This window comes from Streptomyces asoensis (assembly GCF_016860545.1).
Lineage (GTDB): Bacteria > Actinomycetota > Actinomycetes > Streptomycetales > Streptomycetaceae > Streptomyces > Streptomyces asoensis.
The window spans coordinates 130,383-156,052 of sequence record NZ_BNEB01000006.1 but is presented as its reverse complement, the minus strand read 5'-3'; the positions used below and the strand labels follow the sequence as shown (position 1 = coordinate 156,052).

The 25,670-nt window shown below is 70.8% G+C and carries 27 protein-coding genes and 2 pseudogenes; 15 read left to right on the top strand and 14 right to left on the bottom strand.

The annotated features are described in order from the left end of the window. Positions 1-86: 86 nt before the first annotated feature. Together Saso_RS37065 and Saso_RS37060 are read right to left on the bottom strand one after the other, a co-directional pair. Entirely contained in the window at positions 87-668 is a 582-nt protein-coding gene (locus tag Saso_RS37065; protein ID WP_229901507.1) for a Uma2 family endonuclease, read from the bottom strand. 331 nt (positions 669-999) lie between these two features. Next, a complete protein-coding gene (locus tag Saso_RS37060) occupies positions 1,000-2,025 on the bottom strand; it encodes a LysR family transcriptional regulator (RefSeq protein ID WP_189927170.1) in 1,026 nt (341 codons plus the stop codon). Between the two features lie 107 nt (positions 2,026-2,132). Here Saso_RS37060 and Saso_RS37055 point away from each other — a divergent pair, with 107 nt between their 5' ends. The 3 genes from Saso_RS37055 to Saso_RS37045 all read left to right on the top strand — a co-directional run bounded on the left by Saso_RS37055 (position 2,133) and on the right by Saso_RS37045 (position 4,574). Then, entirely contained in the window at positions 2,133-3,176 is a 1,044-nt protein-coding gene (locus Saso_RS37055; protein ID WP_189927169.1) for a zinc-dependent alcohol dehydrogenase family protein, read from the top strand. 385 nt (positions 3,177-3,561) lie between these two features. Next, the gene (locus Saso_RS37050; protein WP_189927168.1) at positions 3,562-3,918 is read left to right on the top strand and encodes a hypothetical protein; all 357 of its coding nucleotides are present in this window, start codon (positions 3,562-3,564) and stop codon (positions 3,916-3,918) included. After that, a complete protein-coding gene (locus Saso_RS37045; protein WP_189927167.1) occupies positions 3,915-4,574 on the top strand; it encodes a nucleotidyl transferase AbiEii/AbiGii toxin family protein in 660 nt (219 codons plus the stop codon). The genes Saso_RS37050 and Saso_RS37045 overlap by 4 nt, the downstream gene beginning before the upstream one ends. A gap of 133 nt (positions 4,575-4,707) precedes the next feature. Here the strand turns inward: Saso_RS37045 and Saso_RS37040 are convergent, their stop codons facing one another. After that, positions 4,708-7,236, bottom strand: a complete 2,529-nt coding sequence (locus tag Saso_RS37040) for a glycoside hydrolase family 32 protein (protein ID WP_189927166.1) — start codon at positions 7,234-7,236, stop codon at positions 4,708-4,710. A 480-nt stretch (positions 7,237-7,716) separates the two neighbouring features. Then, positions 7,717-8,736 (bottom strand): hypothetical protein, encoded by a 1,020-nt coding sequence (locus Saso_RS37035; protein ID WP_189927165.1) that lies wholly within the window; start codon positions 8,734-8,736, stop codon positions 7,717-7,719. Between the two features lie 539 nt (positions 8,737-9,275). Between Saso_RS37035 and Saso_RS37030 the strand changes: the two genes are divergently transcribed. Then, positions 9,276-9,635, top strand: coding sequence for a hypothetical protein (locus tag Saso_RS37030; protein ID WP_189927164.1), 360 nt, complete (start codon positions 9,276-9,278; stop codon positions 9,633-9,635). A gap of 174 nt (positions 9,636-9,809) precedes the next feature. Here Saso_RS37030 and Saso_RS37025 read toward each other — a convergent pair whose 3' ends face one another. Then, entirely contained in the window at positions 9,810-10,082 is a 273-nt protein-coding gene (locus Saso_RS37025; protein WP_189927163.1) for a hypothetical protein, read from the bottom strand. A gap of 185 nt (positions 10,083-10,267) precedes the next feature. Here Saso_RS37025 and Saso_RS38615 point away from each other — a divergent pair. From Saso_RS38615 to Saso_RS37005, 4 genes and pseudogenes are all read left to right on the top strand, one after another. Continuing rightward, positions 10,268-10,639: pseudogene (locus Saso_RS38615) on the top strand (sensor histidine kinase); the annotation flags it as partial. A 61-nt stretch (positions 10,640-10,700) separates the two neighbouring features. Then, positions 10,701-11,370 (top strand): annotated as a pseudogene (locus Saso_RS37015) (response regulator transcription factor). A 219-nt stretch (positions 11,371-11,589) separates the two neighbouring features. Continuing rightward, positions 11,590-11,913: a hypothetical protein gene (locus Saso_RS37010; protein WP_189927162.1), complete on the top strand. Its 324-nt coding sequence runs from the start codon at positions 11,590-11,592 to the stop codon at positions 11,911-11,913. A gap of 2 nt (positions 11,914-11,915) precedes the next feature. After that, on the top strand, positions 11,916-12,209 hold the full coding sequence (locus Saso_RS37005; RefSeq protein WP_189927161.1) for a hypothetical protein: 294 nt from the start codon (positions 11,916-11,918) through the stop codon (positions 12,207-12,209). A 126-nt stretch (positions 12,210-12,335) separates the two neighbouring features. Here Saso_RS37005 and Saso_RS37000 read toward each other — a convergent pair whose 3' ends face one another. The 4 genes from Saso_RS37000 to Saso_RS36985 are packed head-to-tail and all read right to left on the bottom strand — an operon-like array spanning position 12,336 to position 14,444. Continuing rightward, positions 12,336-12,842, bottom strand: coding sequence for a GNAT family N-acetyltransferase (locus Saso_RS37000; RefSeq protein ID WP_189927160.1), 507 nt, complete (start codon positions 12,840-12,842; stop codon positions 12,336-12,338). Continuing rightward, complete coding sequence (locus Saso_RS36995; protein ID WP_189927159.1) at positions 12,839-13,276, bottom strand: arsenate reductase ArsC; 438 nt, start codon at positions 13,274-13,276, stop codon at positions 12,839-12,841. The genes Saso_RS37000 and Saso_RS36995 overlap by 4 nt, the downstream gene beginning before the upstream one ends. After that, on the bottom strand, positions 13,273-14,067 hold the full coding sequence (locus Saso_RS36990; RefSeq protein WP_189927158.1) for an aquaporin: 795 nt from the start codon (positions 14,065-14,067) through the stop codon (positions 13,273-13,275). The genes Saso_RS36995 and Saso_RS36990 overlap by 4 nt, the downstream gene beginning before the upstream one ends. Then, the gene (locus Saso_RS36985; protein WP_189927157.1) at positions 14,064-14,444 is read right to left on the bottom strand and encodes an ArsR/SmtB family transcription factor; all 381 of its coding nucleotides are present in this window, start codon (positions 14,442-14,444) and stop codon (positions 14,064-14,066) included. The genes Saso_RS36990 and Saso_RS36985 overlap by 4 nt, the downstream gene beginning before the upstream one ends. A gap of 82 nt (positions 14,445-14,526) precedes the next feature. Here Saso_RS36985 and Saso_RS36980 point away from each other — a divergent pair, with 82 nt between their 5' ends. From Saso_RS36980 to Saso_RS36965, 4 genes are all read left to right on the top strand, one after another. After that, complete coding sequence (locus tag Saso_RS36980) at positions 14,527-15,036, top strand: ArsI/CadI family heavy metal resistance metalloenzyme (protein WP_189927156.1); 510 nt, start codon at positions 14,527-14,529, stop codon at positions 15,034-15,036. A 313-nt stretch (positions 15,037-15,349) separates the two neighbouring features. Continuing rightward, positions 15,350-16,261 (top strand): SDR family oxidoreductase, encoded by a 912-nt coding sequence (locus Saso_RS36975; protein WP_189927313.1) that lies wholly within the window; start codon positions 15,350-15,352, stop codon positions 16,259-16,261. 248 nt (positions 16,262-16,509) lie between these two features. Further along, a complete protein-coding gene (locus Saso_RS36970) occupies positions 16,510-18,822 on the top strand; it encodes a molybdopterin-dependent oxidoreductase (protein ID WP_189927155.1) in 2,313 nt (770 codons plus the stop codon). Between the two features lie 133 nt (positions 18,823-18,955). Beyond that, entirely contained in the window at positions 18,956-19,507 is a 552-nt protein-coding gene (locus Saso_RS36965; protein ID WP_189927154.1) for an EF-hand domain-containing protein, read from the top strand. Between the two features lie 118 nt (positions 19,508-19,625). On the opposite strand, the gene Saso_RS36960 is transcribed toward Saso_RS36965, so the two are convergent. After that, a complete protein-coding gene (locus Saso_RS36960; RefSeq protein ID WP_189927153.1) occupies positions 19,626-19,991 on the bottom strand; it encodes an STAS domain-containing protein in 366 nt (121 codons plus the stop codon). A 476-nt stretch (positions 19,992-20,467) separates the two neighbouring features. Continuing rightward, positions 20,468-21,409, bottom strand: coding sequence for an aromatic alcohol reductase (locus Saso_RS36955; protein WP_189927152.1), 942 nt, complete (start codon positions 21,407-21,409; stop codon positions 20,468-20,470). Between the two features lie 123 nt (positions 21,410-21,532). Between Saso_RS36955 and Saso_RS36950 the strand changes: the two genes are divergently transcribed. Both Saso_RS36950 and Saso_RS36945 read left to right on the top strand, forming a co-directional pair. Next, on the top strand, positions 21,533-21,910 hold the full coding sequence (locus Saso_RS36950; RefSeq protein WP_189927151.1) for a MerR family transcriptional regulator: 378 nt from the start codon (positions 21,533-21,535) through the stop codon (positions 21,908-21,910). A 350-nt stretch (positions 21,911-22,260) separates the two neighbouring features. Then, complete coding sequence (locus Saso_RS36945; RefSeq protein ID WP_189927150.1) at positions 22,261-22,734, top strand: ATP-binding protein; 474 nt, start codon at positions 22,261-22,263, stop codon at positions 22,732-22,734. Positions 22,735-22,796: 62 nt separating this feature from the next. Here Saso_RS36945 and Saso_RS36940 read toward each other — a convergent pair whose 3' ends face one another. From Saso_RS36940 to Saso_RS36930, 3 genes are all read right to left on the bottom strand, one after another. Then, a complete protein-coding gene (locus Saso_RS36940; RefSeq protein ID WP_189927149.1) occupies positions 22,797-23,303 on the bottom strand; it encodes a hypothetical protein in 507 nt (168 codons plus the stop codon). Positions 23,304-23,388: 85 nt separating this feature from the next. Beyond that, the gene (locus Saso_RS36935; protein ID WP_189927148.1) at positions 23,389-24,138 is read right to left on the bottom strand and encodes an SDR family oxidoreductase; all 750 of its coding nucleotides are present in this window, start codon (positions 24,136-24,138) and stop codon (positions 23,389-23,391) included. A 156-nt stretch (positions 24,139-24,294) separates the two neighbouring features. Further along, complete coding sequence (locus tag Saso_RS36930) at positions 24,295-25,188, bottom strand: AraC family transcriptional regulator (RefSeq protein ID WP_189927147.1); 894 nt, start codon at positions 25,186-25,188, stop codon at positions 24,295-24,297. Positions 25,189-25,333: 145 nt separating this feature from the next. Here Saso_RS36930 and Saso_RS36925 point away from each other — a divergent pair, with 145 nt between their 5' ends. Then, entirely contained in the window at positions 25,334-25,651 is a 318-nt protein-coding gene (locus Saso_RS36925) for a putative quinol monooxygenase (protein ID WP_189927146.1), read from the top strand. Positions 25,652-25,670 lie beyond the last annotated feature (19 nt).

The following is a 25,670-nucleotide window of genomic DNA, read 5'->3' as shown; positions in this document are numbered from 1 at the left end:
GACACCTTGCATCGAAGCCCGCCGGACCACCGGCTCCAGGCATGTAGGAACTCGTACGGGCTGATGTGACGTGCGGCGGCCTGAAATTACCGGACGAGACTGGCCAGCTCAATGTCGATGGCGAACGGAACCGCGGTCTTCAAGCGCTCGCGGTAAATCCCAGTGGCGACGTAGGAGCGGGTGGTGGCGTCCAGCTCGTAGGTATGGATGACGGGAATTCCGTTTTCCTCCTCGATGCGCCAGTAATGCGCGATACCCGCCTCTGCATACTTGAATGGCTTCAATGACCGATCCCGGTCGGCGGACTCCTCTGAGACCACCTCAATGGCAAGAGTGACCTGCTCAGCGAGGTAGCGGGTGCGGTCGGGGTCATACGGGACTGTAACGACAAGAACGTCAGGCTCAGGCCGGTTCTTCTCATTCAGTTTAACTGTCATCTCCCGGTCGACGACGAATTCCCCGGGCGCCGCATTTTCCAGAGTGACTGTCAGCCGGGTGACGACACGCGCGTGCCAGGAACGCTGAGGGGACGTCATGAAAACCAGCGATCCATCGATCAGTTCGGTGTGTCGGGGAAGAGCCGGTGCGTGATCGAGGTCATCGGCCTCCCACCCACTCGGTCGGGGAGGCAGCATCCAGTGCGGGAGCGCATCCCACGCCGTCGTCATCGTTTGTCCTCCTTCCGCCGCCGTGGCCAGCCTATCCATGACCTCGGCCTACCGGTGGACGAACCCAGACAGCTTCCAGGCCTTCACCAGTGCCCCTGGGAGTGGTCCAGTGGCTGGGCGACGTCGATCAGGACCTTGTCTGCCAGGTTTGCCGCACCTGCCGCCAGGCTGGAGCCGAAACAGAAGCGCACACCGTGGCCAGAGCGCGTGGAATGCGGGGCGTGAGTCACGCGTCCCTGCCCCCGACAGAGGTGTTTGGGCCGAGGAGTCAACCCGGCAGCCAGTTGGGCGCCACCTCCAAGCCCGGTCCTTTAGGGCCGGGGCAAGTCGGCTATCTCTGTGAGCTGAGGGACGGAGATGAAGGTCGTGGGCTATTGAGATTTTTTGTCTGCGGGTTTGCCGTCAGATGGGAAGTGCCGGCAGCCGGTGTGGAGTCTTGTGCGGTGTCTGTCGTGCTGTCGCCGAGAGCGCGAAGTGCCGTGAGGCCGGCGGCGATCGCGGGTTCGTGCGCCGTGCCGTGACGGACGGCGGCCTCGATCGTGCGAGTGAGGGTGGTGTCGGTCACCGGTCGTGCGGTCAGCGCCGGCGGGAGACGGGTCGCGGCCATGCGCGGGACGAGGACGGTGTGGCCGCCGCTCGCGGCGAGGGCGATCATGGCGGAGAAGTCGGTGCAGGTGTGCCGCACCTGAGGGGTGAAGCCGACCGACCGGCAGGCCTGGAGGACGGCGTCCCCGCAGGCTGTCTGCGGCGGGGCGGAGATCCACGGGGTGTCTGCGAGCTCCCGCAGGTCGACCGGGTTCCCGGCGGGGCCGGCAGCCGGATGGTCGTCCCGCAGGACTGCCACCAGCGGATCGGTCCGCAGGACGCAGGTCTCGACGCCGGGATACGGCGGTGTGGCGAGGTTGGTGTAGCGGTAGAGCAGGGCGATGTCGGCGCGTCGCTGGAGCAGCAGCCGTACGGCGGCTTCGGGTTCGGCCTCGGTGATGTGCAGACGCAGGCTCCGGTGGGTGCCTTCCAGCGCCTCGCCGAGAGGCGCGGCCACGGGGGCGAGGGCGCTGGGGAAACAGGCGAGACGGAGGGCGCCGGTCGGCTCCCCGACGGCGGTGTACAGCCTGTCCTGGGCTTGTTCGAGAGCGGTGAGCACGTGCTCGGTGTCCCCGGCCAGCTGCTCCCCGGCGGCGGTGAGGTGGATGGAGCGGCCCGTACGTTCCAGCAGGCGGGTCCCGGTCTCGTCCTCCAGCAGGCGAAGCTGCTGCGAGACGGCGGAGGGCGTGACGCCGTGCAGCTCGGCCACGGCGGTCACCGTGCCATGGGCGGCCAGGTCGCGCAGAAGGACGAGTCGTCGCACATCGAGCATTAGCTCAGCTTAAAGAGGTGCTGTAGGAAATGTAGCTGGACACGGGAACGTGCGTACGGCGACCCTGGCTGTTCCAGCCCAGCCCCGAGCAGTGCCAGGAGAGTTCCGTGCGTGCCACCGTGATCCACGGCCCCGACGACATCCGGATCGAGGAGGTGCCCGACCCGGTCGTCCGGCATCCCACCGACGCGGTGGTCCGCGTGGTGAACGCCTGCATCTGCGGCAGCGACCTGTGGGCGTACCGCGGTGTTGCCGCCCGGACGGCCGGCCAGCGGATCGGCCACGAGTTCCTCGGCGTCGTCGAGGCGGTCGGCGCCGAGGTGCACGGCTTCCGGCCCGGCGACTTCGTGGTCGCCCCGTTCGTGTGGTCCGACGGCACCTGCGACTTCTGCCGCGAGGGCCTGCACACCTCCTGCCCGCAGGGCGGCTTCTGGGGCGAGGTCGGCTCCGACGGCGGCCAGGGCGAGGCGGTGCGGGTGCCGTTCGCCGACGGCACCCTGGTGCAGCTGCCGAAGGATGCGGCGGGCGAGGAGAAGCTGCTGCCCGGCCTGCTCGCCCTCTCCGACGTCATGAGCACCGGCCACCACGCGGCCGTGACGGCCGGTGTGCGGCCGGGCGCCACCGTCGCGGTGGTCGGCGACGGCGCGGTCGGCCTGTGCGGCGTGCTCGCCGCCCGGCGGATCGGCGCCGACCGGATCATCGCGCTGGGCCGGCACGAGGACCGCACCGCGATCGCCCGCGCGTTCGGCGCCACCGACGTGGTCGCCGAACGCGGCGACGCGGCGGTCGCGGCGGTCAGGGAGCTGACCGGCGGCAAGGGCGCCCACGCCGTGCTGGAGGCCGTCGGCACCGAGGAGTCCATGCGGACGGCCATCTCGATCGCCCGCGACGGCGGCGCGGTCGGCTACGTCGGCGTCCCGCACGGCGGCAGCGCCGGCGTCGCCATCGGCGAGATGTTCGACCGCAACGTCTCGCTGCGCGGCGGCGTGGCCCCGGCCCGCGCCTACATCCCCGAGCTGCTGCCGGACGTCCTGTCCGGCGCGATCGACCCGGGTCTGGTCTTCGACCGCACCGTCGACCTCGACGGCGTCCCCGGCGGCTACCACGCGATGCACACCCGCGAGGCGCTGAAGGTCCGGATCGCCTTCTGACCTGGTTCTGCCCGGCCGGACGCTACCGAGGCGCTCGGAGCGGGCTCGATGGCCACGCTCGGCCGCCGGACGGTCGGCATCGGGCGCGGGGAGTGTCCCGGCCTGCTGGCCAGGCGGCATCGACGAGGGGACCCGGCCGCCGGTGCCTGGCTCCCCTCGGGAGGCTGGGCCGCGTCATGATCACTCGCACCCGCGAGGGTGGCTGCCTCAGGTCGGCAGGGCAGCCGGTTGTCGCACCACCTGTGCGCTCGCGGGTAGGCCGTGATGCGCTAATCGCCAACGGGGTGAGATCTCGACGGCAGGGCGGCTGGCGCCCGACCTGTACGAACGACAGGAAAGCCCCGCACCCGCCATGCCACCGCTGCTCAGCAGCGATACTCGAGGCATGGACCCGACGATCACCGCTCCCCGCGCCGAGGTACTGCGGGACCGCTACCGCAGCCGACTGCCCGCGCGGCTGCAGAAGCTGGCCGGCCCCGTCGAGGGCACAGTGGACTTGCCGCTCCACATCGTCTGGTCCGGACGGACGAGCTACAGCCTGGACCGGCCGAAGTCCCGCATGACGCTCTACCGGACCGTCCTCGCCGAAGGGCTGAGCGAGGACCTGGTGGGCCTCCTGCACCACCGACTGCTCGCCGAGCAGTGGCCCGTGCTGCGGCGCCTGATCAGTCCCTACATCCGCGAAGTCTGGGAAGACGCCTTTCCCGAGCTGCTCCCTACGGCCGGCACGACCGCCGCGTGAGGCTCACTCCGCTCCACGAGCGTCTCCTCGCCGACATCCTCGACCTCGGTGCCCCCTATCCTCTGGTCCTCACCGGCGGATACGCCGTACAGGCCCACGGCCTGGTCGAACGCGTCAGCCGCGACCTCGACGTCGCCACCGAGAATCCCGCTCCGATGCAGGAGATCGTTGCCTCACTCACGGCAGGCCTCAGCGCGCGCGGCTGGCGGACCACGCACGTTCAGACCGATCCCCTCAGCGGCCGTTTTCTCGTCACCGATCCGGACACCGGTGAGGAGTGCGAGGTCGACGTCCTCAAGGAGGCGTTCTGGGCTCCGCCCGCCCAGACCCCCTACGGCCCTGTTCTCTCCCTCGACGACGTGATCGGCACCAAGGTTCGTGCCCTCGCCGACCGCGGCACCGTGCGCGACCTCATCGACGTCCAGGCTGCCTCCCGTCACCGCTCCACCGCCGACCTCGAATCCCTGGGCCGCCGTCGTGCCCACGACGAGTTCAGCCTCGAAGACCTCAGGGACCGGCTGACCGGCGCGGACTGGTACGAGGACGAGGATTACACCGCGTACGGGCTCAACTCCCAGCAGATCGAAGAACTCAAGGCGTGGGCACTCGAGTGGGCAGACGATCTCGGTACGCGGACCCACGACGGGAACGTCTGAGCTTGGCGTTCCACTCGGCCCGATCTGGCAGGCGCCCTCGTCTTCTGCTCCTTCACAGGTGGTGAACTCTGCGAGCAGCGTTTCCTTCAGGTCTCGTGTCTTCGCGTGATGCCGCGGCGGCGGGGCCGTTGCGTCAGCGGTGGGCGGAGTCGAGGTGCCAGACGGTGGCCTTGTCGAGTTGCACCGAGCCGTTCTCGGCGAAGACCTGGACTCCCTGGGCGGCGGGGTCGGGGAAGATCTGGTCGGTGATCACGGCTTCGCCGCTGCCGCCGAAGACCTCGACGGAGGACCGGTCGACCAGGATCCGCAGCTTGATCTTGCCGTTCACCGCCCTCAGGGGCGCGCTCTGGACGCCGGGGAAGGTGCCGTCGAAGTCCACGGCGCCGGAGCGGGTGCGGTCGACGTACAGCTCCTGGGCCGTGGTGTCGTAGCCGATGACGGTTTCCTCGCCCGCGGCGCCGGTGCGGACCTTGAGCCCGAAGCGTTCGGCGTCCTTGAGGGAGAAGGCGGCCTCGATGTCGAGCGTCTCGCCGTCGGCGGCGGGACCGGCCAGCGCCTTCGACGTGTTCGTCACGATGCCGGCGGTCGCGGTCGCCGGGGAGGCCTGCCGCAGGGACTTCACGCTGCTCACCGGCTTGCTGGTCAGCCGGACGCGGCCGTCGACGGTGCGCAGTGCCATCTGGCGGGGGATGCTCTGCGCTCCGCGCCAGGGGGAGGTGGGGACGGCGCCGGCGTAGTCCCAGTTGCTCATCCAGCCGATCATGTACCGCTTGCCGCCGGGGGCGTTCTCCCAGGAGACGGCCGCGTAGTAGTCCTTGCCGTAGTCGGCCCAGCCGGCGCGCTGCAAGGCGGAGAGGGCGGGGGCGTCGGCGGCGGTGAACTGGTCGGCGAGGATGTGGCCCCAGCCGCCGGTGTTCATGTCGACGAGCTGGATCCGCGCCTCCTTGCCGAGGTAGGGGCGCGTGTCGAAGGAGGCCCGGTCCAGGATCTCGCTGTCGGATCCGGTCGCGGTGCGCACGACCTGCCCGTCGACGATCAGGTTGACGGCGGTCTCCTGGGCGCCGGGCCGGGCCCGGGTGTCGGACAGCACGATCTGGTCGGCGTTGATGTGGCCCCAGCCGCCGGTGTTGCCGTCGACCACCCGGATCCGTGCCTTCTTGCCGGCGAGGTCCTGGATGTTCCAGGAGGCCGTCTCGAGTGCCTCGGCGTCCTTTCCGGTGGCACTGCGCACGACCTCGCCGTCGACGAGGAGTTCGAGGGCGGTGGGGCCGGGGGAGTCGGCGGGGTGATCGCCGCCGCCGATGAGGAAGTTGACGTAGCGCTTGTCGACGGTGAACTCGGGCGAGGTGAGGGTGCCGGTGGTGGCGTCGCCGCCGAGGAAGGTGTTGACCAGGCCGCCGCCCTGGAAGCCGGAGACCTGCTGCTGGCCGGGGAGGGTGCCGGTGGCCGGTGCCGGGCCGAAGGCGTCGCCGGTCGTCGTCCAGCCGGCGTAGGTGCCGCCGTCGAAGTCGGCGAGGAGCTTCCCGGACTGGTGCGGGTGCCGGCCGCCGCCGATCTCGAAGTTCAGGTAGGGGCTGGTCACGGTGAAGGAGGGCGAGGTGAGGGTGCCGGTGGTGGCGTCCCCGGAGTGGAAGCTGTTGGCGAGGCCCCGGCCGTCGAAGCCGGAGACGGTCTGCTGCCCCTCCAGCGTTCCGGCCGCCGGGCCCGGGCCGAACGCGCTCCCCGTGGCCGTCCACGCGCCGAAGCCGGTGCCCTCGAAGTCCTGCACCACCGTGCCGGCGGGCGGCGTGTAGGCGCCGTTGTCGTCGGCGGTGAACTTCGTGCCGTCGAAGTCGCCGATGAAGTACTGGGCGGCCGAACCGCCCGCGATCCCGCCGGGGTTGATGTTGACGACCAGGACCCACTTGATGTTGTTGGTGTCGCCGTCGACGGCGAGGGGGAACAGGTCGGGGCACTCCCACACCCCGCCCGTCGCACCGGCCGGCCCGAACTCGCTGAGCCGCGTCCAGTCCTTGAGGTTCTTGGAGGAGTAGAAGCGCACCTTGTGCTCGGCGGACAGCGACACCGTCATCAGCCAGCTCCTGGTCGGCTCGTACCACTGGACCTTGGGGTCGCGGAAGTCCCTCGAACCGATGTCGATGACGGGGTTGCCCTGGTACTTGGTCCAGGTGCGGCCGCGGTCGGTGCTGTAGGCGAGTGCCTGCGACTGGATGCCGGTGGTCTTGCTGTGGCTGGTGTAGACCGCCACCATGGGCGGGTTCTTCCTCGTCCCGAAACCGGTGGTGTTCTCCTCGTCGACGACGGCGCTGCCGGAGAAGACCATCTCCCTGTCGTCGTGCGGTAGGGCGAGCGGCAGCTGCTGCCAGTGGACGAGGTCCGTGCTCACCGCATGGCCCCAGGACATGTCGCCCCACGCGTTGCCGTCGGGGTTGTACTGGTAGAAGAGGTGGTACTCGCCCTTGTAGTACACAAGGCCGTTGGGGTCGTTCATCCAGTTCTTCTCCGGAGTGAAGTGGAACTGGGGGCGGTAGGTCTCGGAGTACGGCGGGGTGTCGGCCGCTGCGGCCCGAGGGGCGAGCAGGGTGGCGGACAGGGCGCAGACGGCCGCCGCCGCGGCGGCCGTCCGCACGCGGGCGTGCCGGGATACACGTCCAGAGCTCATGTCTCTCCTGTGCTGCGGCCGTTGGCCCGCGATGCTGTCCGCACCGTCGGCCAGAGAGTGTCATCGATGACTTGTGTCAACGATGACATCGGGTGGCCCGATGATGAGCGCCCTCCGGTCGAGGCGTCAACGGATCGGACGGGATTGCCCGGCGCGGCCCGATCACCCGTCAGACGTGACCGGCTGCCGCGAGCAGATGGGGAAGCCGGATCCCGCAGCAGACGGTGCACCCCCGGGTTCCATCGGCAGGCAGGCGGTCCCTTCGCGTCACGCCGCAGGGCCTGTGACGTCTCGCCGGGCTCGGTCTCCAGCGCTTCACGGGCCGGCGTCAGCAGGACGAGGAGGGACAACGCGCCCGCCGACAGCAGACCGGCCACGATCACGGCGGAGACCAGCGCCTCCCTGGGGGCGACCAGCACGAACAGCGCGATGGTCGCACCGAGGGGTCTCCAGAGCCGGCCCGAGGCGGCTCTGCCCGGTCTATTGGAGGGACCACTGGTGCGGGTGTCCGGGGTCGGCGGGGCAGACGAAGACGTTCAGCAGGCCGTCTCGGCCGATCGTGAGCTGCGTGGGGCAGCGCTCCCGTAGACGCTCGGCGATGGTCCGTTCCTCGTCGGGCATCCAGCTTCCGTCGGCGCCGCTCCACTCGCAGCTGTCGAGGGTCAGCAGCAGCACCATCGGTGCGGCACAGGCTTCGCAGTTCATCGGGTGGGGGTCGGTGGAGTGCCAGGAGGGGAGGCCACCCACTCGGCAGCCCTGGGGAATCGACAGGTCGTGGTGGTAGGTGGGCGGCTCGTCGTCCAGGCCGCGTCGTTCCGCCTTACGGGCCTGCGCCTCTTCCCAGGAATCGATTCTTCTCCACAGCCTGGCCGGCAGTGAGCCGGCGTAGGGGTAGGTGACGACCTGCTCGGGGTGCAGCACGCAGGGTTCGGCGACCGAGCCCTTGAAACCGACCAGTGCCGGCCGCGGCGGAGTGTCCAGCGGCACGGCGACCTGGCCGGAATGGCGCCAGCGCACGTGCAGGGCCAGGCCGTAGCGGCTCGGGCCATGTGCCTCGAACGGACACCAGAGGACCTGGAGCAGGTCGCATCCGTCCGGGCCGGGCGGAAGGCCGGGCACGTCTCGCCGGTACAGCTGGGCCAAGCCGATCAGCGGGATCGGATCGGTGTCAGCGATCTCCCGCTCGCGGTGCCTGCGGCCGAGCTCTTCGAGAAGGACTCGTTCCTCGTCGGTGGGCCGGTCACGGGCCCAGGCATCCGCGAGCACCTGACGCTCGCGCCGGATGTCCGTGATGCGGTACCCGCTGCTGCGCTTGTGCGGCTCGGTGCAGAGCGGCCACGGTTCGTCGGCCGGCCACAGCAAAGGCCCGCCGATCGAGCTGACCGAAGAATCAGGACGCCCCGGCCGCGGGTGCAGCCGGGTCGTCGTCCCACGCAACGCGCCCAGTTTCGGAAAGAGTGCCTCGACGTTCACCGGGCGGGGCGGCGTGGTTCGGTTCATGGACGGAGACCCTAAGCTCCCGCGCCGGCCACGCTCACAGGCGCCCGTGCCGTCCGAACCCGCGAGTCCTTCGATCGGCACGGTGCCGGCCCTGTGCGCGGACGACGTCCAGGCCCTGTCGTCCGGCACCAGCGCGCGCCCCGCCGCTGTCACTTCGCCGCCCGCGCAGGGTTCCGGTCCGGGCCGGTCCCCGAGCGCGTTCTCTCCTCGGGACGGCCGCCGAGAGCACCAGGCCGAAGGGGGGGTGGGACAGCCGGGCCCTTACGCGAACGGATGACGTACGGCGGCCGCGATGACCTACGCGCCGGCCCCGCCCCGGACGCGACGGCGAGCGGTCGCAGGAGCGAACGCCCCCGGGGAACGCGCGACCGCGCACCCACCGGTCATCCCGGTTGCCTTCACGCCTCTCCCGTGCCTCGCGCATCCACCTCCCACGATCAGGGCGTTTCACCCTCAACAGCCCGCCCCTCAACCTCCGTTCGCGGCAGTGTTACGCCTCGTGACGGGGCGCCGCGCCCCGCACGACCAGGAGGAAACGCATGCGAGCAAAGACGGCCCTCACCGCCGGCGCACTGGCACTCACCCTCGCTGCCGGAGCCGGATGGGCCGCCCAGGCGACCCCCGTGCACACCCCCGCCACCAAGCCCGCACACACCCGCGTCGTCGACGGCTACCAGATCGTCACGCTCCCCAACGCCAACGTCCCGAACTTCCAGCGCCGTACCGCCTACTGCCCGTCCGGCAAGCACGTCATCGGCGGCGGAGCCGAAGCCCAGGGCAACGACGCGATCCTCGTCGGCAGCTTCCCCACCCCCGACGCAACCGGCTGGATCGCCCTCGGCCGGCAGAACGCCTACAGCAGCGTCGGCATCAGCGTCTACGCCATCTGCGCCAACTGACAACCCGCTCCCGGCCGCTCCGGCGCCCCGCCCCCGGACTCCGGCGGCGGGGCGCCGCGCATACACCCGCCTCCGGCAGGTCGGGTCTGTCTGTAGGTCGGGTCTGTCTGTCAGATCTGAACACTGACCGGCCGACTGTGTACACCATCGAGATACACGCACAGCCCGTTCCGGTTACGCGTCGCGCCGGTGCAGCAGCAGGCCGGCGGCCGACAGCGCGGCCGCGGCCCACAGGGCGAGCACGCCCAGGCCGGCCCAGGGGCCGATGGGCAGCTCGTGCGGACGGACGGTGACCTGGACCGCGAGTCCGGCGGTCATCGGCGAGATCTGCTGGAGATGACGCTGCCACTGCGGGTCCCCGACCACCTGGGCGACGACCGGGAAGAGGTAGAGCAGCCCGAGGACGAGCCCGATGGCGCCTGCCGCCTCCCGTACCGCCGTCGCCACGCCGAGAGCGAGCAGGGCGACGAGGACGAGGTAGAGGACCGAGCCCGCGGCCGCGCGCAGGCTTCCTCGTCCTGGCGCGCGCCGGGCACGGCGAGTTCACCGACTCGGCGCGCCTGGCCCTCGGCCGGCTCGCGCGGACCGCCCTGGCCGCACGGGACACGGACATCGCGGCCAAGGGCCTGACGGTGCGTGAAAGCCGGATCGACGACCGCGCGTGGGTGTGGGGCAGCCGGACGCTGCTGCGCCGTATGGTCGACAACGTGGTCGACAACGCGATCGCGCACAACGATCCCGGAGGCTGGATCGGTGTCACGGTAGGGGCCGAGGGGGACGCGGCGGACGCGGTGTCCCTCGTGGTGGAGTCCAGCGGGCCGGTCCTCGACCAGCGGCGGGTGGCGGACCTGGCGCGGCCCTTCCGCCGCCTCGGCGCCGACCGGACCAACGCCGGCCGGGGCAGCGGGCTCGGCCTGTCCATCGTCGCGGCCGTCGCCCGGGCCCACCACGGCACCCTGGAACTGCGCGCCCGCCCGGGCGGTGGCCTGCGCGTCACCGTCACCCTGCCCCGCACGAGCGGCGGGGCGACGGCGGGGGCCCCGGCGCCGGGGCGGGGGCGGCGCGTTGAGGGTCCTGGTGGTGGAGGACGCCCGCTCCCTCGCCGAGGTCGTCGCCGAGGGACCAGGGCATGGCCGTGGACGTGGCCCATGACGGGCTCGACGCCGCGGCCAAGCTGGACGTCAACGCGTACGACGTCGTCGTGCTCGACCGTGACCTGCCCGGCATCCACGGCGACACCCTCTGCCAGATGATCACCGGGCGGGAGAGCCGCGTGATGGTCCTGATGCTGACCGCCGCCGGCTCACCCGGCGACCGCGTCAGCGGTCTGACCCTGGGCGCCGACGACTACCTCGCCAAGCCCTTCCACTTTCCCGAACTCGTCCTGCGCATCCGCGCCCTGGCTCGCCGCCGGCCCGCCGTCCGGTCCCGCACCCTGAGCGCGGCGGGCATCGACCTCGACCCGGTGCGCCGCACCGCCGGGCGTGAGGGCCGCCGACTCGACCTGTCGGTCAAGGAGTTCGCGGTGCTCGAAGCCCTCCTGGAGGCGAGCCCGGCCTTCCTCAGCGCGGAGGACCTCCTCGAACAGGTCTGGGACGAGCACGCCGACCCGTTCACCAACACCGTCACGGTGACCGTCAGCCGCCTGCGCCGCAAGCTCGGCGACACCCCGGTCATCGCCACCACACCCGGCGTGGGATACCGGATCGTCGACCCGGCCGTCCCGCCCGGCTGAGCAGCCGCCGGATGCCGGCGGCCACGTTTCATCGAAGCCGCTGAAATCCTCAACTCGTCATCCTGGCCTGGTGCCTACCGAAAGTTGCGAGCCCTTGGGCCAAGGATGATGATGAAAAGAGGATTCCAAAGCGCAGGAAGATCGTTTGATCGTTGCGCGCAGGCAGCCGCCGTGCAGGTTGCCACCCCGGCACTGAACTCCAGCGAGAAGAGGGCACCCATGCCGATCGCTGATATGAACTGGAATATCCTCTGGTCCAGCACCGGGGGCGGCACGCTGGAAATGAACATCGGCGCCCAGAAAGCCGTGGGACAGGCCAGCCTGGGGCAGGCCGATGGTGAAGGCCTCTGCAATTCAGGCATCCGAGGCTTTCGGACCCGCCCCAATCCCGCAGGGCCGGAGAACGTGACGGATTTCGGCGACAACTTCTACAACTGGCCGAACACCGTATTCGATCAGAGCCTGACCAGTGTCACCTTCGCGCTCGCGCTCGGCTCACACCAAGAAGGCACCGTCGTCTGCAACATCCTACGCTGGAGCTGATCATGCTGCCGCAAGGAACCGACGGCTCCACAGAGCCCGCATCGCAGTATGTGTTCGTCGTCTACGACCGAGGCAGTGGGACGATCCATCACGTCCACCGAGTGGTCAACCTCCCCGGAGCGGAAGCCCCCAGCCGCGAACAGATGGAGCAAGCGGCTCTGAGCTACGTCTCCCCTCGGCTGAGGGAACAGGGAGCGGCTGACCTCGCCGTGCTCAATGTTCCCGATCACCAGCTGGAACGAGGCAAGTCCTATCGTGTCGACCACGAACGGCAGGTGCTGTCGGCCGTGGAATGACAACGTCAGTCAGGGGGACACCGTCGAAGTACGCCTGATGGCGCGTCAGATCCTCGGTGGCGGCCGGTTCCCGGGTGCCTGGCAGGGCGGCAGACGCTTCGGCATCGTCCGTGGCGGCCGCCGCTCTCAGTTCACGCCGGGGCTGCGGCGTTCGACGAGGACGACGTCGCGCCAGGTGCCGTGGTGGCGGCCGATGCGTTCGCGGGTGCCGATGACGCGGAACCCGGCGCGCCGGTGCAGGGCGAGGCTGGCGGTGTTCTCGGGGAAGATGCCGGACTGCACCGTCCAGATGCCGGCTGCGTCGGTGGAGTCGAGCAGCGCGCTCAGCAGGGTCAGGCCGATGCCGCGGCCGCGTGCGTCGGGGTGGACGTAGACGGAGTGCTCGACGACGCCGGCGTACGCGCACCGGTCGGAGACCGGCACCACAGCGGCCCATCCCAGCACCCGGCCGCCGTCGAGCGCGACCAGGCGGTGGTCGGGCAGCTTGGCGGCGTCGAACGCCTCCCAGGTGGGGGCGGTGGTCTCGAAGGTGGCGTTGCCCTCGTCGATGCCCAGCCGGTAGATCGCCAGGACCTGCTCGGCGTGCTCCGCGCGCAGGGGCGCGATGCGTACGCCGGTGCCGGTTGCCGTCATGCCGCGGGCTCGATCCCGAGTTCGGCGAGCAGGCCGCGGATGCGCCGCTCGATCTCGTCGCGGATCGGCCGCACCGCGGCGACGCCCTGCCCGGCCGGATCCTTCAGCTGCCAGTCCAGGTAGCGCTTGCCGGGGAAGTACGGGCAGGCGTCGCCGCAGCCCATGGTGATCACGACGTCGGAGTCCTGCACGGCCTCGGTGGTGAGGACCTTGGGGGTCTCGGCGGAGATGTCGATGCCGACCTCGGCCAGGGCCTCCACGACGGCCGGGTTCACCGTGTCGGCGGGGGCGGATCCGGCGGAGCGGACCTGGACGCGGGTACCGCCGAGGCGGGTGAGGAAGGCGGCGGCCATCTGGGACCGGCCGGCGTTGTGCACGCAGACGAACAGCACGGACGCAGCGGAGGGGGCGGACGCGGCGGAGGGGGAACTCATCGGGTCAGGGCGCTTTCTTCGGCGGAACGGGCGGGAGCGGCGGGCTGCTGCCCGCCGTGGGGGACGACAGCCTGGTCGGCGTCTGCGGCGTCTGCGGCGTCTGCGGCGGCCGGGCGGCCGAAGCAGACGCCGACCAGGCAGAGACCGGCAGCGGCGCCGGCCAGCTGGGCGGCGAGGAAGGGCGGCACGGAGGCGGGGGCGATGCCGGCGAAGGTGTCGGTGAACGCCCGGCCGATCGTGACGGCCGGGTTGGCGAAGGAGGTGGAGGAGGTGAACCAGTACGCCGCGCCGATGTAGGAGGCGACCAGCAGCGGCGCGAGGTGCGCGCGGCCGGCGCGGGCCAGGCCGAGGACGAGCCAGACCAGTCCGGCGGTGGCCACGGCTTCCGCCAGCCACAGGTGCCCGGCCCACCGGTCGTGGGTGGAGAAGGCGGCCGGCGGCTTGCCGAACATGGCGTCGGCCAGCACCGCGCCGCCGATCGCCCCGGCGACCTGGGCGGGCAGGTACGCGGCGACGTCGCGCAGGCCGGGGCCGTCGCCGGTGCGGCGGCCGGTGAACCAGGCCGCCAGGGTGACCGCAGGATTGAAGTGAGCCCCGGAAACCGGGCCGAGCAGGGCGATGAGCACGCCGAGGCCGAAGACGGTGGCCAGGGAGTTGGCCAGCAGCTGCGTGCCGGCGTCGCGGGTGAGTTCGGAGGCCTGGATCCCGGAGCCGACCACCATCGTGACCAGCGCGGCCGTCCCCAGCCCTTCGACCGCCGCCCGGCGCAGCAGCGGCGCGGACGCGCTCACGCGGGCGTCCTCGCGGACATCGCGGGGATCTCCAGCAGGGCGGACAGCTTCACCAGCGCCTCGGGGAGCACCCAGTAGTACACCCAGGTCCCGCGCCGCTCGGAGCCGACCAGCCCGGCCTCGCGCAGCACCTTCAGGTGGTGGGAGATCGTCGGCTGGGAGACGTCGAAGGGGCCGGTGAGGTCGCACACGCAGGCCTCACCGCCCTCGTGGGAGGCGATCAGGGACAGCAGGCGCAGCCGGATCGGGTCCGACAGGGCCTTGAACATCCGCGACAGCTCGGCCGCGGCGTCCTCGCCGAGCGGCTCGCGGACCATCGGCGCGCAGCACGCGGCGTCGTCCTGTCCGAGCACCGGCAGGCCAGCTTGTTTCGACATTCTTCAATATTGACAGCTGTCGATGTCGGTGGCAAGGTCGGCTGTATCGACAGATGTCGAAACAAGCCGTTGGGAGACCGCCATGTCCCGTGTCCAGCTCGCCCTGCGCGTCGCCGACCTCGAAGCCTCGATCGCCTTCTACACCCGGCTCTTCGGCACCGAGCCCGCCAAGCGCCGCGCCGGTTACGCCAACTTCGCCGTCACCGAGCCCCCGCTCAAGCTCGTCCTCATCGAGGGCGAGAGCGGCGAGGAGACCCGCCTGGACCACCTCGGAGTCGAGGTCGACTCCACCGACCAGGTCGACGCCGCCACCACCCGCCTGAAGGACGCCGGCCTGGCCACCTTCGAGGAGAACGACACCTCCTGCTGCTACGCCCTCCAGGACAAGGTGTGGGTCCACGGCCCCGGCAAGGAGCCGTGGGAGGTCTACGTGGTCAAGGCCGACGCCGACACCCTCGGCAAGAGCGCCGACAGCGCACCGGACGCCTGCTGCGGGACCACCGGCTGCTGCACCCCCGGCGAGCAGAGCGTCGACCCCGCCCGGACCCCGGCCGAGGCCAAGGCAGCCGCCGGATGCGCCTGCACCGGCTGAACCCTCCGCGCGCGCCCGCCCCGACCTGCTCCGGGGCACGCTCGGCGCCGCAGCGGCCGCCGCCATCGCCGCCTGCGCGGTGCGCCGTACGGGCCCGGTCCTGGCCGCCCTCGGCGGCACCGGCCTCACCTCCGCGACCACCGTCCCCCCCCCAGCACCCGTCCTCCCGGCCCCCCGAGCCACGGCCCCCAGGACCGCGGTGCCGTCACCCTCGTGGCTCGCGGTGGCGGGCGGCCCGCGCGGGGGCGTGGTCGACTGGCCGGGTGCGCGGTGCGGCGCGGGTCGTGTCGTAAGGACGGGCCTGGAGGCGGTCATGGCGCAGGGCGGACCGTACGCGCGGATCGCTGTGGTCACCGGGGCGGCACGCGGCGTGGGAGCGGCGGTGGCACGCCGGCTGGCCCTGCGGGGTATGCGGGTGGCGCTGCTGGGCCGGGAACTCGACTCGCTGCGCAAGGTCGCGGCCGGGCTGCCGACCGAGGCGCACTGCTTCGAGGTGGACGTCACCGACGAGGCGGCGCTCCAGGGCGCGGCCCGCAGCGTCGATGCCCGGCTGGGGCCCGCCTCGGTGGTGGTCGCCAACGCGGGCATCGCCGCCGCGGGCCCGTTCGCCACGTGCGCGGCCTCGCTGTTCGACCGGGTGGTCGAGGTCAACCTGATCGGGAGCGCGAACACCGCCCGCGTCTTCCTGCCCCAACTCGTGCGCACCGGCGGGTACTTCCTCCAGGTGGCATCCACCGCCGCGTTCGGCTCGGCGCCGCTGATGAGCGCCTACTGCGCCTCGAAGGCGGGCGTGGAGTCGTTCGCCCAGGCCCTGCGCACCGAGGTGCGCCCGGCGGGCGTGGGGGTGGGCATCGCGTACCTGCACTGGACCGGCACCGACATGATCGCGGCCCTCGACGAGCATCCGGTGCTGCGGGCCCTGCGTTCCCATCAGCCCGCCCCCGCCCGCCGCGTGCACAGCCCCGAGCAGGTCGCCCGATGGCTGGTGCGCGGGGTGGAGCGGCGCGCGGTCAGCGTCTACGCGCCCCCGTGGCTGCGTCTGGTGCAGCCGCTGCGTCCGGTGCTGCCGCTGGTGGTGTCGGCGGTGGCACGGCGGTCGTTGTCGGCGCTGCCGTCCGAGGAGTTGGAACGGACCACCGGGGTCCTCGGCGAGGGCGGCGCCGCCGACCTGCGGGCGCGCGGCGCGGTACCGCCGGTGCCACCGGTGACCCCGCCCCAGACCTGACCGGCGCAGGGCGCGCGCGTTGCGGACCGGCGGCCTCTCCGTGCCGGCCAAGGGCTTGCAGGCGATGTGATGACCGTGCCGTGCTCCGCCCGGGCGCCGGCGGCAGGAATCGTACGAACCGGCAGGATTGGGCCGCATCCGCCGGGGGGAGCCTGAGTCGGGCGGACCGCTGACCGACGCGAAACCCCTGTGGCGCAGCGGCCGTTGTTCGAGAGCCGGACGGACCTCAGGGAGGGAGTTGAGGCACGGTGGAACGACGCATGCCGGTGGCGACGCACTGGGGCAGTTTCGAGGCCGTGGTCGATGCGGGCCGGCTGGTGCGCATCGAGCCCCGCGGCGATGACCCCGCCCCCTCGCCGATCGGCCCGGGCATGGTGACGGCCGCCGAGGACAGCGCGCGGATACTGCGTCCCGCGGTACGCAAAGGATGGCTCGACGGCTTACCGCGCGCCGGTGACACCGCCAGAGGCTCCGACGCCTTCGTGGAGGTCGGCTGGGACGAAGCGCTCACACTGGTGAGCGACGAACTGCGCCGCGTCCGCGCACAGCACGGCGACAGCGCGGTGTTCGGCGGCTCGTACGGATGGGCCAGCGCGGGCGGATTCCACAACGCGCAAAGCCAGCTCCAGCGTTTCCTGGCGCTCGGCGGCGGCTACACCGACTCGCGCAACACCTACAGCACCGCAGCCCTCGAGGTCGTCCTTCCGCATGTGATCGGCGGGGCTCCGTGGAGCTACCAGTCCCGGATGCCGATGTGGGACGAGATCGCCGAGAGCTGTGAGCTCGTGGTGGCGTTCGGGGGACTGGCCCTGAAGAACAGCCAGATCAACCCCGGCGGACTGGCCCGCCACCAGACACGGGACCTGCAACGCAAGTGCCGTGAGGCCGGGGTGCGGTTCGTCAACGTGAGCCCGATCCGCAGCGACACCGCCGGCTTCCTGGACGCCGAGTGGCTGCCGGTCGTCCCCAACACCGACACCGCCCTGATGCTCGGCATCGCCCACACCATGCTGGTCAACGACTGGCACGACGAGGACTTCCTCACCCGCTGCTGCGAGGGGTTCGACCGCTTCACCCCCTACCTGACCGGCGACGCGGACGGCATCGCCAAGAACGCCGACTGGGCCGCGCGCATCACCGGCATCCACCGCGACACCATCACCGATCTCGCCCGCCGCCTGTCCGCACAGCGCTCCCTCGTCATGGTCAACTACGCCGTACAGCGCGCGGACCACGGCGAGCAGCCGATCTGGATGTCGGTCGTCCTGGCCGCCATGGCGGGCTCACTGGGCCGGCCCGGCTGCGGCTGGGGCGCGGGCTACGCGACGATGGACGCGACCGGTGTCGCCCCCGGCCGCCCGCCCGTGGCGTCGATGCCGCAGGCGGCGAACCCTGTCACGGACTTCATCCCGGTCGCCCGGATCGCCGACACCCTGCTGGAACCGGGCACCACCATCGACTACGACGGCCGGCGCCTGACCCTGCCCGACCTGCGCCTGATCTACTGGTGCGGCGGAAACCCCTTCCACCACCACCAGGACCTCCACCGCCTCACCCGGGCCTGGCAGCGCCCGGACACCGTGGTGGTCCACGAAGCCTGGTGGAACACCACCGCGAAGTTCGCCGACATCGTGCTCCCCGTCGCGACCAGCCTGGAGCGCGACGACTTCGCCGCGGGATTCTCCGACCCCCACCTCGTCGCGATGCCGAAGGTCCGCGAACCGGCCGGCCAGGCACGCACCGACCACCGGATCTTCGCCGCTCTGGCGGCCCGGCTCGGCTACGAGCACGCATTCACCCAAGGACGTTGCGAGATCGAATGGGTCCGCCACCTCTACACCCGGACCCGTGCGGACCTCGGCGACGACGCGGCCCTGCCGGACTTCGACGACTTCTGGCAACGCGCCCGCGGCGTCGAACTGCCGTCCCTCGGCGGGCCGTTCCCCGGCAGCTTCGCAGCACTGCGCGCCGATCCGCAGCGCTTCCCCCTGACGACCCCCTCGGGCCGGATCGAGATCTTCTCCGAAAAGATCGACTCGTTCGGCTACGACGACTGCACCGGACATCCGGCGTGGTTCGAACCCGTGGAGTGGCTCCGCGCCGGCCTGGCGAGCCGCTTCCCGCTGCACCTGATCTCGAACCAGCCCGCCTCCCGCCTGCACAGCCAGTACGACAACGGCGGCCACAGCCTCAAGTCGAAGATCCACGGCCGCGAGCCCGTGACGATCAACCCGCAGGACGCGGCAGCACGCGGCATCGACGACGGCGTGATCGTGCGCGTCTTCAACGACCGGGGCAGCTGCCTGGCGGGCGCGATCCTGTCGGACGCCGTCATGCCCGGCGTCGTCCAGCTGTCCACCGGAGCGTGGTGGGACCCGGCCCAGCCGGGCCGCAGCGGAACCCTGGACCGCCACGGCAACCCCAACACCCTCACCGGCGACCGCGGCTGCTCCCGTCTGTCCCAGGGACCCAGCGCACACAGCGCACTCGTCGACGTCGAGGCCTACGACGGGCCGCTCGAGGAGGTACTCGCCTTCACACCACCACACCTCGAACACTGAACCGAAGCCCCCTCCGCGACGGGCACGTCTGCCGTGTTCACCGTCACCGGGCGCCCGGCCGGCAGGCCCGCCCTGCGCCCGCCCTCCCCGCGGACGCCTGCGCCGCCGGAACCGGTGATTACGATCCGCAGCCATGACTGCACTTCAAGACCTCAAGTACGGCCAGTGGTTCAGGGGCGCCGACGTCGACGGCGACGGATTCATCACCCAGCGCGACGTCCGCATGATGAGCGAGCGCTACATCAACGCCCGCGAGACCACTCCCGACCCGGAGACCGCCCGCCGGCTCACCGAGGGTATGGACCAGTTCTGGTCGAACGTCATCGCCCCGATGGACCAGGACGGCGACGGAAAGGTCGACGTGCGGGAGATGACCGAAGGCTTCAAGAGCGTCCTGACCGACCGCGCGCTCTACCCGCACCAGATCGAGCCGGTCACCAACTGCTTCTTCGACCTCGTCGACCTCAACGCGGACGGCAAGATCGACCAGGCCGAGTTCCAGCAGATGTTCGACTCGGTCGCCGCCGTCCCCGGCCAGGACTGCGCCGCCGTCTTCGCCGCTCTGGACCTCGACGGCTCCGGCGGACTGGACCGCGAGGAGTTCCACCGGGCACTCGAAGAGTTCTTCTACGGCGACGACCCTCACGCCCCCGCCAACCACATCTTCGGCAAGGTCCACATCTGACGTCCACGTCCGACCGTCCCCGGACACACCGCCGGAGCCGCGCTCGTGCCAGGGCCTGCCTGCCGGCGCGGGCACAGGCGCCAGGACGGCTCCCCGGGCTCATCCGGACAGCGCCCGCTCAGGGGCGCAATGCCTGTTCCAGGGTCGGGTGACAGGTGATGACCGCGTCGACGCCGACCAGCTCGAGGACACGCAGAACGGGTTCCTGGGCCGCGGCGATTCGCACCCAGCCTGCGGTGCCGGAGACGGCCTGGTGGGCGGCGACGAAGACGTTGATACCGCTGGAGTCCATGAACGGGACACCGCTGAGGTCCACCACCAGCCGGGCAGGCGCCGCGCCGGCGCCGGACAGCAGGACACTGCGCAGGACGTCCTTGCCGTCGTGGTCGATCTCGCCCCGCACGCTCACCACACGGGCCCCGTCGACGAAGCGCTCCTCGATGAAGAGCTCCGGTCTGCCCGCTACGTCGTTGTCGCTCACCATGTCCTCGGCTGTCCTGGGCGCGCCCGCGTTCGGGCCTGAGGGGATGAGTCTGCCCCACGCGCCCGGACCGATGCGCACGCGCCGTCGCCGGACAACATGGTCCAGGCATGTACACGGAGTGGGTGTGACGCTTCGGGTCTGCCCGGTGGACATGGTCGTCAGGGGCGGGGTGCTGATGCGGGGCGGCTCGAACAGGGAGATGCGGGCGGTGGTGTGTCTGCCGACCGACTGCGGCACCACCGAGGGCCGGGCGGGCTTTGGCCGTTGCATGGCCTGCGGTTGTACCGGCCGTTGATCAGAAGGTCTTGCTGGGGGAGTCGGCCTGGCACGGGTGGTCGTGTCCTTTGTTGGTTCACGCGCGTTGCCAGGGGGGCACGCCGCGTGGTGCGTGTCGGCGGGCTGGAATCCGCTTGCCCCAGCGGGGAGCCGGATCGCGCCCGCCGGGGGAGCCGGCCGGTGCAGGGGCGGAGAGTGCGTCAGCCGGCGAGGTTCTTCTCGACCCACTGGCGGAGGCCGGTCACGGGGATCGCGCGGCGTGCGTTGTAGGTGTCGTCCTTCGCCCACGCGACGCCGCGGCCCTGTGCGAAGACCGCCCGGTACTTCCGCGTCATGTTGTCCGGGTCGGCGGCCAGCTCGTCGAGCAGCGACGGAACCGTCCACACCACACGGCGGAACGGACGCTCCAGCACGGTCTCGAGCGTTTCGGCCAGCTCGCCGTAGGTGATGGTGTCACCGGCGAGGTAGACGATCTCGTCGCGGATACGAGGTTCGGCGAAGAGGATGTCCGCGGTCAGGACGCCGATGTCTTCGGGTGTCGTCACGGTGACCGCCGTCTCGAGGCTTCCCAGTGCGTTGACGGTGTCGTTGGGCAGGTCCACCATGCCCGAGCCGGGCTCGAAGAGGTAGTTCATGAACATGCCGGTGGAGATGATGACCCACTCGGTCCGGTCCTGGGACCGGAGCAGGTCACGGACGTCCAGCTGGGAGTCGAAGATGTCCTGCGGGCTTCCTCGGCCGATGACGTCGAAGTCGACGCCGAACTGCCACGGGAAGTACCGCGGGATCCGTGCCTGGAGGGCTGCCTGGGCGACCTTCATGGGGGTCTCGAGGCCGGCGGTGATACCCGTGCACCCGATGACCGTGTCGTAGTCGGCGAAGAGGGAGGCGAGCTCGTCGACGGTGTTCTTCACGAGGTCCCCTTCGACGATCTTCACGCCCAGGTTCTCGATCTCAGCGACGTCGCGTTGCTTGTCGGGTGCAGTGGACGCGAGGGCGCCGGCCCGCAGAAGCACGCTCACGGAGGAGCCCTCCACGTCCTTCGCTCGTCGGACGACGTTGCGGATGACGGGCATGCCGAGCTCCCCGGCTCCGATGATGAGGATGTCCCGGGAGGTGGAGTTCGAGCTGTAGTCGGTCATCAGAAGGTCCCTGCCGTATTCGTCTTGCCCCAGTGTGTTCTGGTCGCTGGGGTCTCGAGAATCACCGTAAACTTTGACATCAGTGTCAAGGTCAAGTCGTCGGCTGACGAGGAGGAGCGAGTGATGAAGATCAGTGAGGCCGCCCAAAAAACAGGAGCCCCGGCTCGGATGCTCCGCTACTACGAACAGCAGGGGCTCATCGAGTCGTCGCGGTCAACCAACGGTTACCGCGACTACTCCGAGGACCAGGTCGAGCACGCACGTCACGTCCGGGCGCTCGTCGAGGCTGGTCTGTCGACAAGGATGATCAAGATCGTGCTGGACATCGAGGCTCCCTCGGCCCAGGACGCAGCAGGCGCGTGCACCCAGACCCTGGCACAGGAGCTCGCTCGCGAGCTGCGCGTCGTCGAGAACAGGATCGTGTGCCTGGAGAAGAGCCGAGACGCGGTGATCGAATACCTCCGGCGAACGGGCCACGCAGAGCTGCTCACCCCAGCGTGACCCACCTCCGCGGCCCGAGGGTGAAGGAGCGTGGCCCCGGCCTGTCGGCGAGGCCGGCCTCAACGGCGTCGACGCCGGCCACCTGGCCGGCGCCCGGCTCACCCGCCACGCCCCCCGCATCTCCTCTTGCGTCATTGGCTCCAGTGGCCGGGACCGCAGTCCGGGTGCAGGACGAGCTCCCCGATCCGAGTGAAGGCCAAGGCCGAAGCCGCAGCCCGGCAGGCCGGGGCCAAGGCCGCAGGCAGCCCGGGCGGCGCACTGGTCTGCCGCCCCTGACCTGCCCGCGCCTGAAGTGAAGGTTCGGGGGTAAACGCGGCAAGGCACATCAGAGCACGGGGAGGCGGACCGGCATGGAGCAGACAGCGGAGAACAAGGGCGGGTCCTTGGTCCTGCGGGACGTCCTGTCGGTGTCCGGAGCGTTCGAGGGCAGCGAGGACATCGCCGTCGCCCGCGACCTGGCCCGCACGTTCCTCACCGACGTCCAGGCGCTGCACGGGCTTCCGGTCTCCGGCCGCGCCATGGGAACGGTGCAGCTCGTGGTCAGCGAGCTCGTCACCAACGCCCGCAAGTACGCACCCGGCACCTGCCTGCTCACCCTGGAGATCAGCGGCGGCGCCGTCGAGGTGACCGTCTGGGACAGCAACCCGACCCCGCCCGCCGTCCTTGCGCCTGACCCGACCCGGATAGGCCAGCACGGGCTGGAGATCGTGATGGCGGTCTGCCAGAGCTTCGCCGTCCACCGCGAACCGGTGGGCAAGCGGATCACCACGGCGATCGTGCTGGCCGACGACCCCGGCGGGGATGTCGCCGGCCGCCGGCTGTGACAGGGACAGACCTGGACAGGCAGGGCCCGTCGAAGCCAACCCGTCGTGCTCGTCGTCGTCGATCACGCACTCGACTCTGCGTCCGATCCGTGAAGCGGCTCCCCAGGGCGCTGTGCGCGGACGCGGCGCAGGTACTTCACCGTCACCACCGCCGGGAGAGCGGCCAGGAGGAGGGACAGCCCCACCGGGAGCACCCCCGCCCACAGCGTCGGTGAGACGTACGCGGTGCCCGAGGTACCGTCCACCAGCCGCGCGCGGACCGGTCGCGCATCGATGTCGCCCTCGACGGGGACGTCGAACGACGAGCCGCCGCCGTCCGGGGTGAAGGCACCCGAGCAGGACGTCGACGTTCCCGCATTGGCCACGGTGTTGTCGTACGTGCGGCAGTCGGCTGCCGTCACGGTCCCGGGTTCGCCCCACAGCGCCGCCCGCAGCTCTGCGGTGAAGTGCGTCAGCACGAGGTAGGCCATGAACAGCCCGACCAGACAGGCAAGCGCCAGCCACGGCGCGGGTCCGACCTGCTCCGGTCTGTTCCGTCGCTCGTCCAGAACGTTCCCGCCCTCGCTCATCCCCACCCTCGGATCGCCGACGGACCCCTATGGTGACCGATCCGAGGGGGCCTCGAAAGCCCTCCCTGACGTACTGATGGGCTGATCACCTCGCCTGGGCGAGCGAGACCGCGTCGGGGCCGGCGGGGAAGCGCAGCTGGCCGGTCGTGTCGTGCACGGCTCGCCACACTGTCTCGGCGACGTCGCTCTCCTTGGTGAACAGGTCCTGGCCCGTGAAGTCGCCCATGGCCTTCTTCGCCCACGGTGCGTAGGGCGCCGGGACCAGCTCGTCCAGCGAGGCGCCCTTCGTCGCGTTGGCCGCGAAGTTCGTCGTCAGGCAGGCGCCCGGCTGGACCGTCTTGGCCTGCACACCGAAGGCCGCGAGCTCGAGCGCGAGGGATGCGGTGAACCCCTCGACGGCCATCTTGCTCGCCTTGTAGACGGCCGAGAGCGGCATGTGGCCCAGCACCACGCTGGAGGTCACGTTGACCACTACGCCGGAGCCGCGCTCGCGGAACTGGGGCAGCACCGCCTGCGTCGTCGCCATCACGCCGAACGTGTTGGTTTCGAAGACTTCCCGCACCCGGGCCATGGGGGTGCCCTCGAACACGCCGATCGACGGCACGCCCGCGTTGTTGACCAGGACGTCGATGGGCCCGGCCGCCTCGAACGCGGCGGTGATGGTCCGGGGCTCGGTCACGTCGAGCTCGACGACGCGGAGCCGGTCAGACTCGGGCAGGACGCCCGCGCGCGCAGTGCGCATCGCGGCGATGACGTTCCACCCCTGCGAGTGGAAGTACAGGGCGGTCTCCCGTCCGTATCCGGACGAGGCGCCAGTGATCAGAACTGTCTTCATGCGGTAGTCCTTAGCGATGGAGGGGGATCCGCGGATGGACAGGCATTTTTCTGCCCCGCGGAAGAACCGGTGATCCCATTGAATCGCTCTGACCTGCTGAAACAGTACAATGATCGTCGCTTCGTCTTGCACGATCCTCCCCAACTGTCCGTCCGCTCAAGGAAGGACGCCTGCGGTGCTCCGCAGGCGGGCCGCGTCCCGGCTCGGGGGTGCGCCGAACTGGCGGCGGTACTCGCGGCTGAACTGTGACGGGTTGTCGTAGCCGACGCGGTGGCCGACTCCGGTGACGTCGCCCGGGTGGGTGGCGAGCAGCAGCCGGGCCTCCTGGAGCCGGATCTGCTTCTGGAACTGGATGGGGCTCAGCGCGGTCACCGCCTGGAAGTTGCGGTAGAACGCGGAGACGCTCATCCCGGACAGCCGCGCCACGTCCTCGACCCGGAAGGGCTCGGCGTAGTGCTCGCGGATCCAGCGCACGGCCCGGGACACGTGGCTGAGGCCGCTGTCGGCGAGGCCGAGCTGGCGCACCGTCGCGCCCTGCTCGCCGGTGATCAGGCGCCACAGGATCTCGCGTTTGATCAGGGGGGCCAGTACGGCGCGGTCGCCGGGCTCGTCGAGCAGGCGCAGCAGCCGGACCACCGCGTCGAGCAACGCGGGCGAGGCGTCGCTGACGGCGATCGCGGACGGAGTGCCTGCGGCGGGGCGGGGGATGTCGCCGGGACGGGCTTGCAGCAGCAGTTCGGCCACGGCGGACGGTTCCAGCGTGAGGCCGAAGCCGAGGGCCGGCTGCTCGGGGGCGGCCTGGGTGAACTGTCCGGTGACGGGCAGGTCGACGGATGCGACGAGGTACTGCCCGGCACCGTACGCGTAGACCCGGTCGCCCAGCGCAAGGCGTTTGGCGCCCTGGGCGATGACGGCGAGCACCGTGCCGGACATCGAGGGCGCCGGCGGATCCGGCCGCTCGACCCTGGAGATGAGGACGCCGTCGATGGCGGTGGTCCAGTCGGGCCGGGCATGCCGGGCCAGCAGGGTGCGGAACTCTTCGAGGTGCATGCGTCCATTGCAGCACCGCTCCGTGCTGAAATTCCCGTGCGCGCGAGGATCGTGCAAGTACCAGCGAGCATCGATCTAACGTTTTCGCAGGTCACGGCGATTGAATGGAATCACCTCACTCCATCAACGCAGAAAGAAGGCCGCCATGATTGCCGCATACGGCTTCAACGCCACGCTGACCGCCCGGCCCGGAATGGGCGACCGGCTCGTCGACCTGCTGCTGACCGGCCTGCACGAAGGCAGCCCCGGCGCGAGCGAGCACTGCGTGGTCTACCTCGTCTCCCGTTCCGCGTCCGCCCCCGACGTCGTCCACGTCACCGAGGGCTGGACCAGCCAGGACGATCACCACCGGATCTTCGCCGGCGAGGCCGCCCGGGCCATCGTGGCGCAGATCGGCGCACTGCTGGCCAAGGAGTCCGAGTACACCGACTACGTGCCGGTCCGCGGCAGGACCGCCTTCTGACCCACCGAACACCCCACCC

Bases quoted from the DNA above. Each gene is read 5' to 3' on its own strand.
- Saso_RS36930 (WP_189927147.1), bottom strand. From the start codon at position 25,188: ATGCACCTCGAAGAGTTCCGCACCCTGCTGGCCCGGCATGCCCGGCCC.
- Saso_RS37065 (WP_229901507.1), bottom strand. From the start codon at position 668: ATGACGACGGCGTGGGATGCGCTCCCGCACTGGATGCTGCCTCCCCGA.
- Saso_RS36960 (WP_189927153.1), bottom strand. From the start codon at position 19,991: ATGGTGAGCGACAACGACGTAGCGGGCAGACCGGAGCTCTTCATCGAG.
- Saso_RS37050 (WP_189927168.1), top strand. From the start codon at position 3,562: ATGGACCCGACGATCACCGCTCCCCGCGCCGAGGTACTGCGGGACCGC.
- Saso_RS37005 (WP_189927161.1), top strand. From the start codon at position 11,916: ATGCTGCCGCAAGGAACCGACGGCTCCACAGAGCCCGCATCGCAGTAT.
- Saso_RS36925 (WP_189927146.1), top strand. From the start codon at position 25,334: ATGATTGCCGCATACGGCTTCAACGCCACGCTGACCGCCCGGCCCGGA.
- Saso_RS37000 (WP_189927160.1), bottom strand. From the start codon at position 12,842: ATGACGGCAACCGGCACCGGCGTACGCATCGCGCCCCTGCGCGCGGAG.
- Saso_RS37035 (WP_189927165.1), bottom strand. From the start codon at position 8,736: ATGAACCGAACCACGCCGCCCCGCCCGGTGAACGTCGAGGCACTCTTT.
- Saso_RS36940 (WP_189927149.1), bottom strand. From the start codon at position 23,303: ATGAGCGAGGGCGGGAACGTTCTGGACGAGCGACGGAACAGACCGGAG.
- Saso_RS37010 (WP_189927162.1), top strand. From the start codon at position 11,590: ATGCCGATCGCTGATATGAACTGGAATATCCTCTGGTCCAGCACCGGG.
- Saso_RS37030 (WP_189927164.1), top strand. From the start codon at position 9,276: ATGCGAGCAAAGACGGCCCTCACCGCCGGCGCACTGGCACTCACCCTC.
- Saso_RS36995 (WP_189927159.1), bottom strand. From the start codon at position 13,276: ATGAGTTCCCCCTCCGCCGCGTCCGCCCCCTCCGCTGCGTCCGTGCTG.
- Saso_RS36955 (WP_189927152.1), bottom strand. From the start codon at position 21,409: ATGACCGACTACAGCTCGAACTCCACCTCCCGGGACATCCTCATCATC.
- Saso_RS36985 (WP_189927157.1), bottom strand. From the start codon at position 14,444: ATGTCGAAACAAGCTGGCCTGCCGGTGCTCGGACAGGACGACGCCGCG.
- Saso_RS36935 (WP_189927148.1), bottom strand. From the start codon at position 24,138: ATGAAGACAGTTCTGATCACTGGCGCCTCGTCCGGATACGGACGGGAG.
- Saso_RS36950 (WP_189927151.1), top strand. From the start codon at position 21,533: ATGAAGATCAGTGAGGCCGCCCAAAAAACAGGAGCCCCGGCTCGGATG.
- Saso_RS36975 (WP_189927313.1), top strand. From the start codon at position 15,350: ATGGCGCAGGGCGGACCGTACGCGCGGATCGCTGTGGTCACCGGGGCG.
- Saso_RS37060 (WP_189927170.1), bottom strand. From the start codon at position 2,025: ATGCTCGATGTGCGACGACTCGTCCTTCTGCGCGACCTGGCCGCCCAT.
- Saso_RS37040 (WP_189927166.1), bottom strand. From the start codon at position 7,236: ATGAGCTCTGGACGTGTATCCCGGCACGCCCGCGTGCGGACGGCCGCC.
- Saso_RS36945 (WP_189927150.1), top strand. From the start codon at position 22,261: ATGGAGCAGACAGCGGAGAACAAGGGCGGGTCCTTGGTCCTGCGGGAC.
- Saso_RS36965 (WP_189927154.1), top strand. From the start codon at position 18,956: ATGACTGCACTTCAAGACCTCAAGTACGGCCAGTGGTTCAGGGGCGCC.
- Saso_RS36980 (WP_189927156.1), top strand. From the start codon at position 14,527: ATGTCCCGTGTCCAGCTCGCCCTGCGCGTCGCCGACCTCGAAGCCTCG.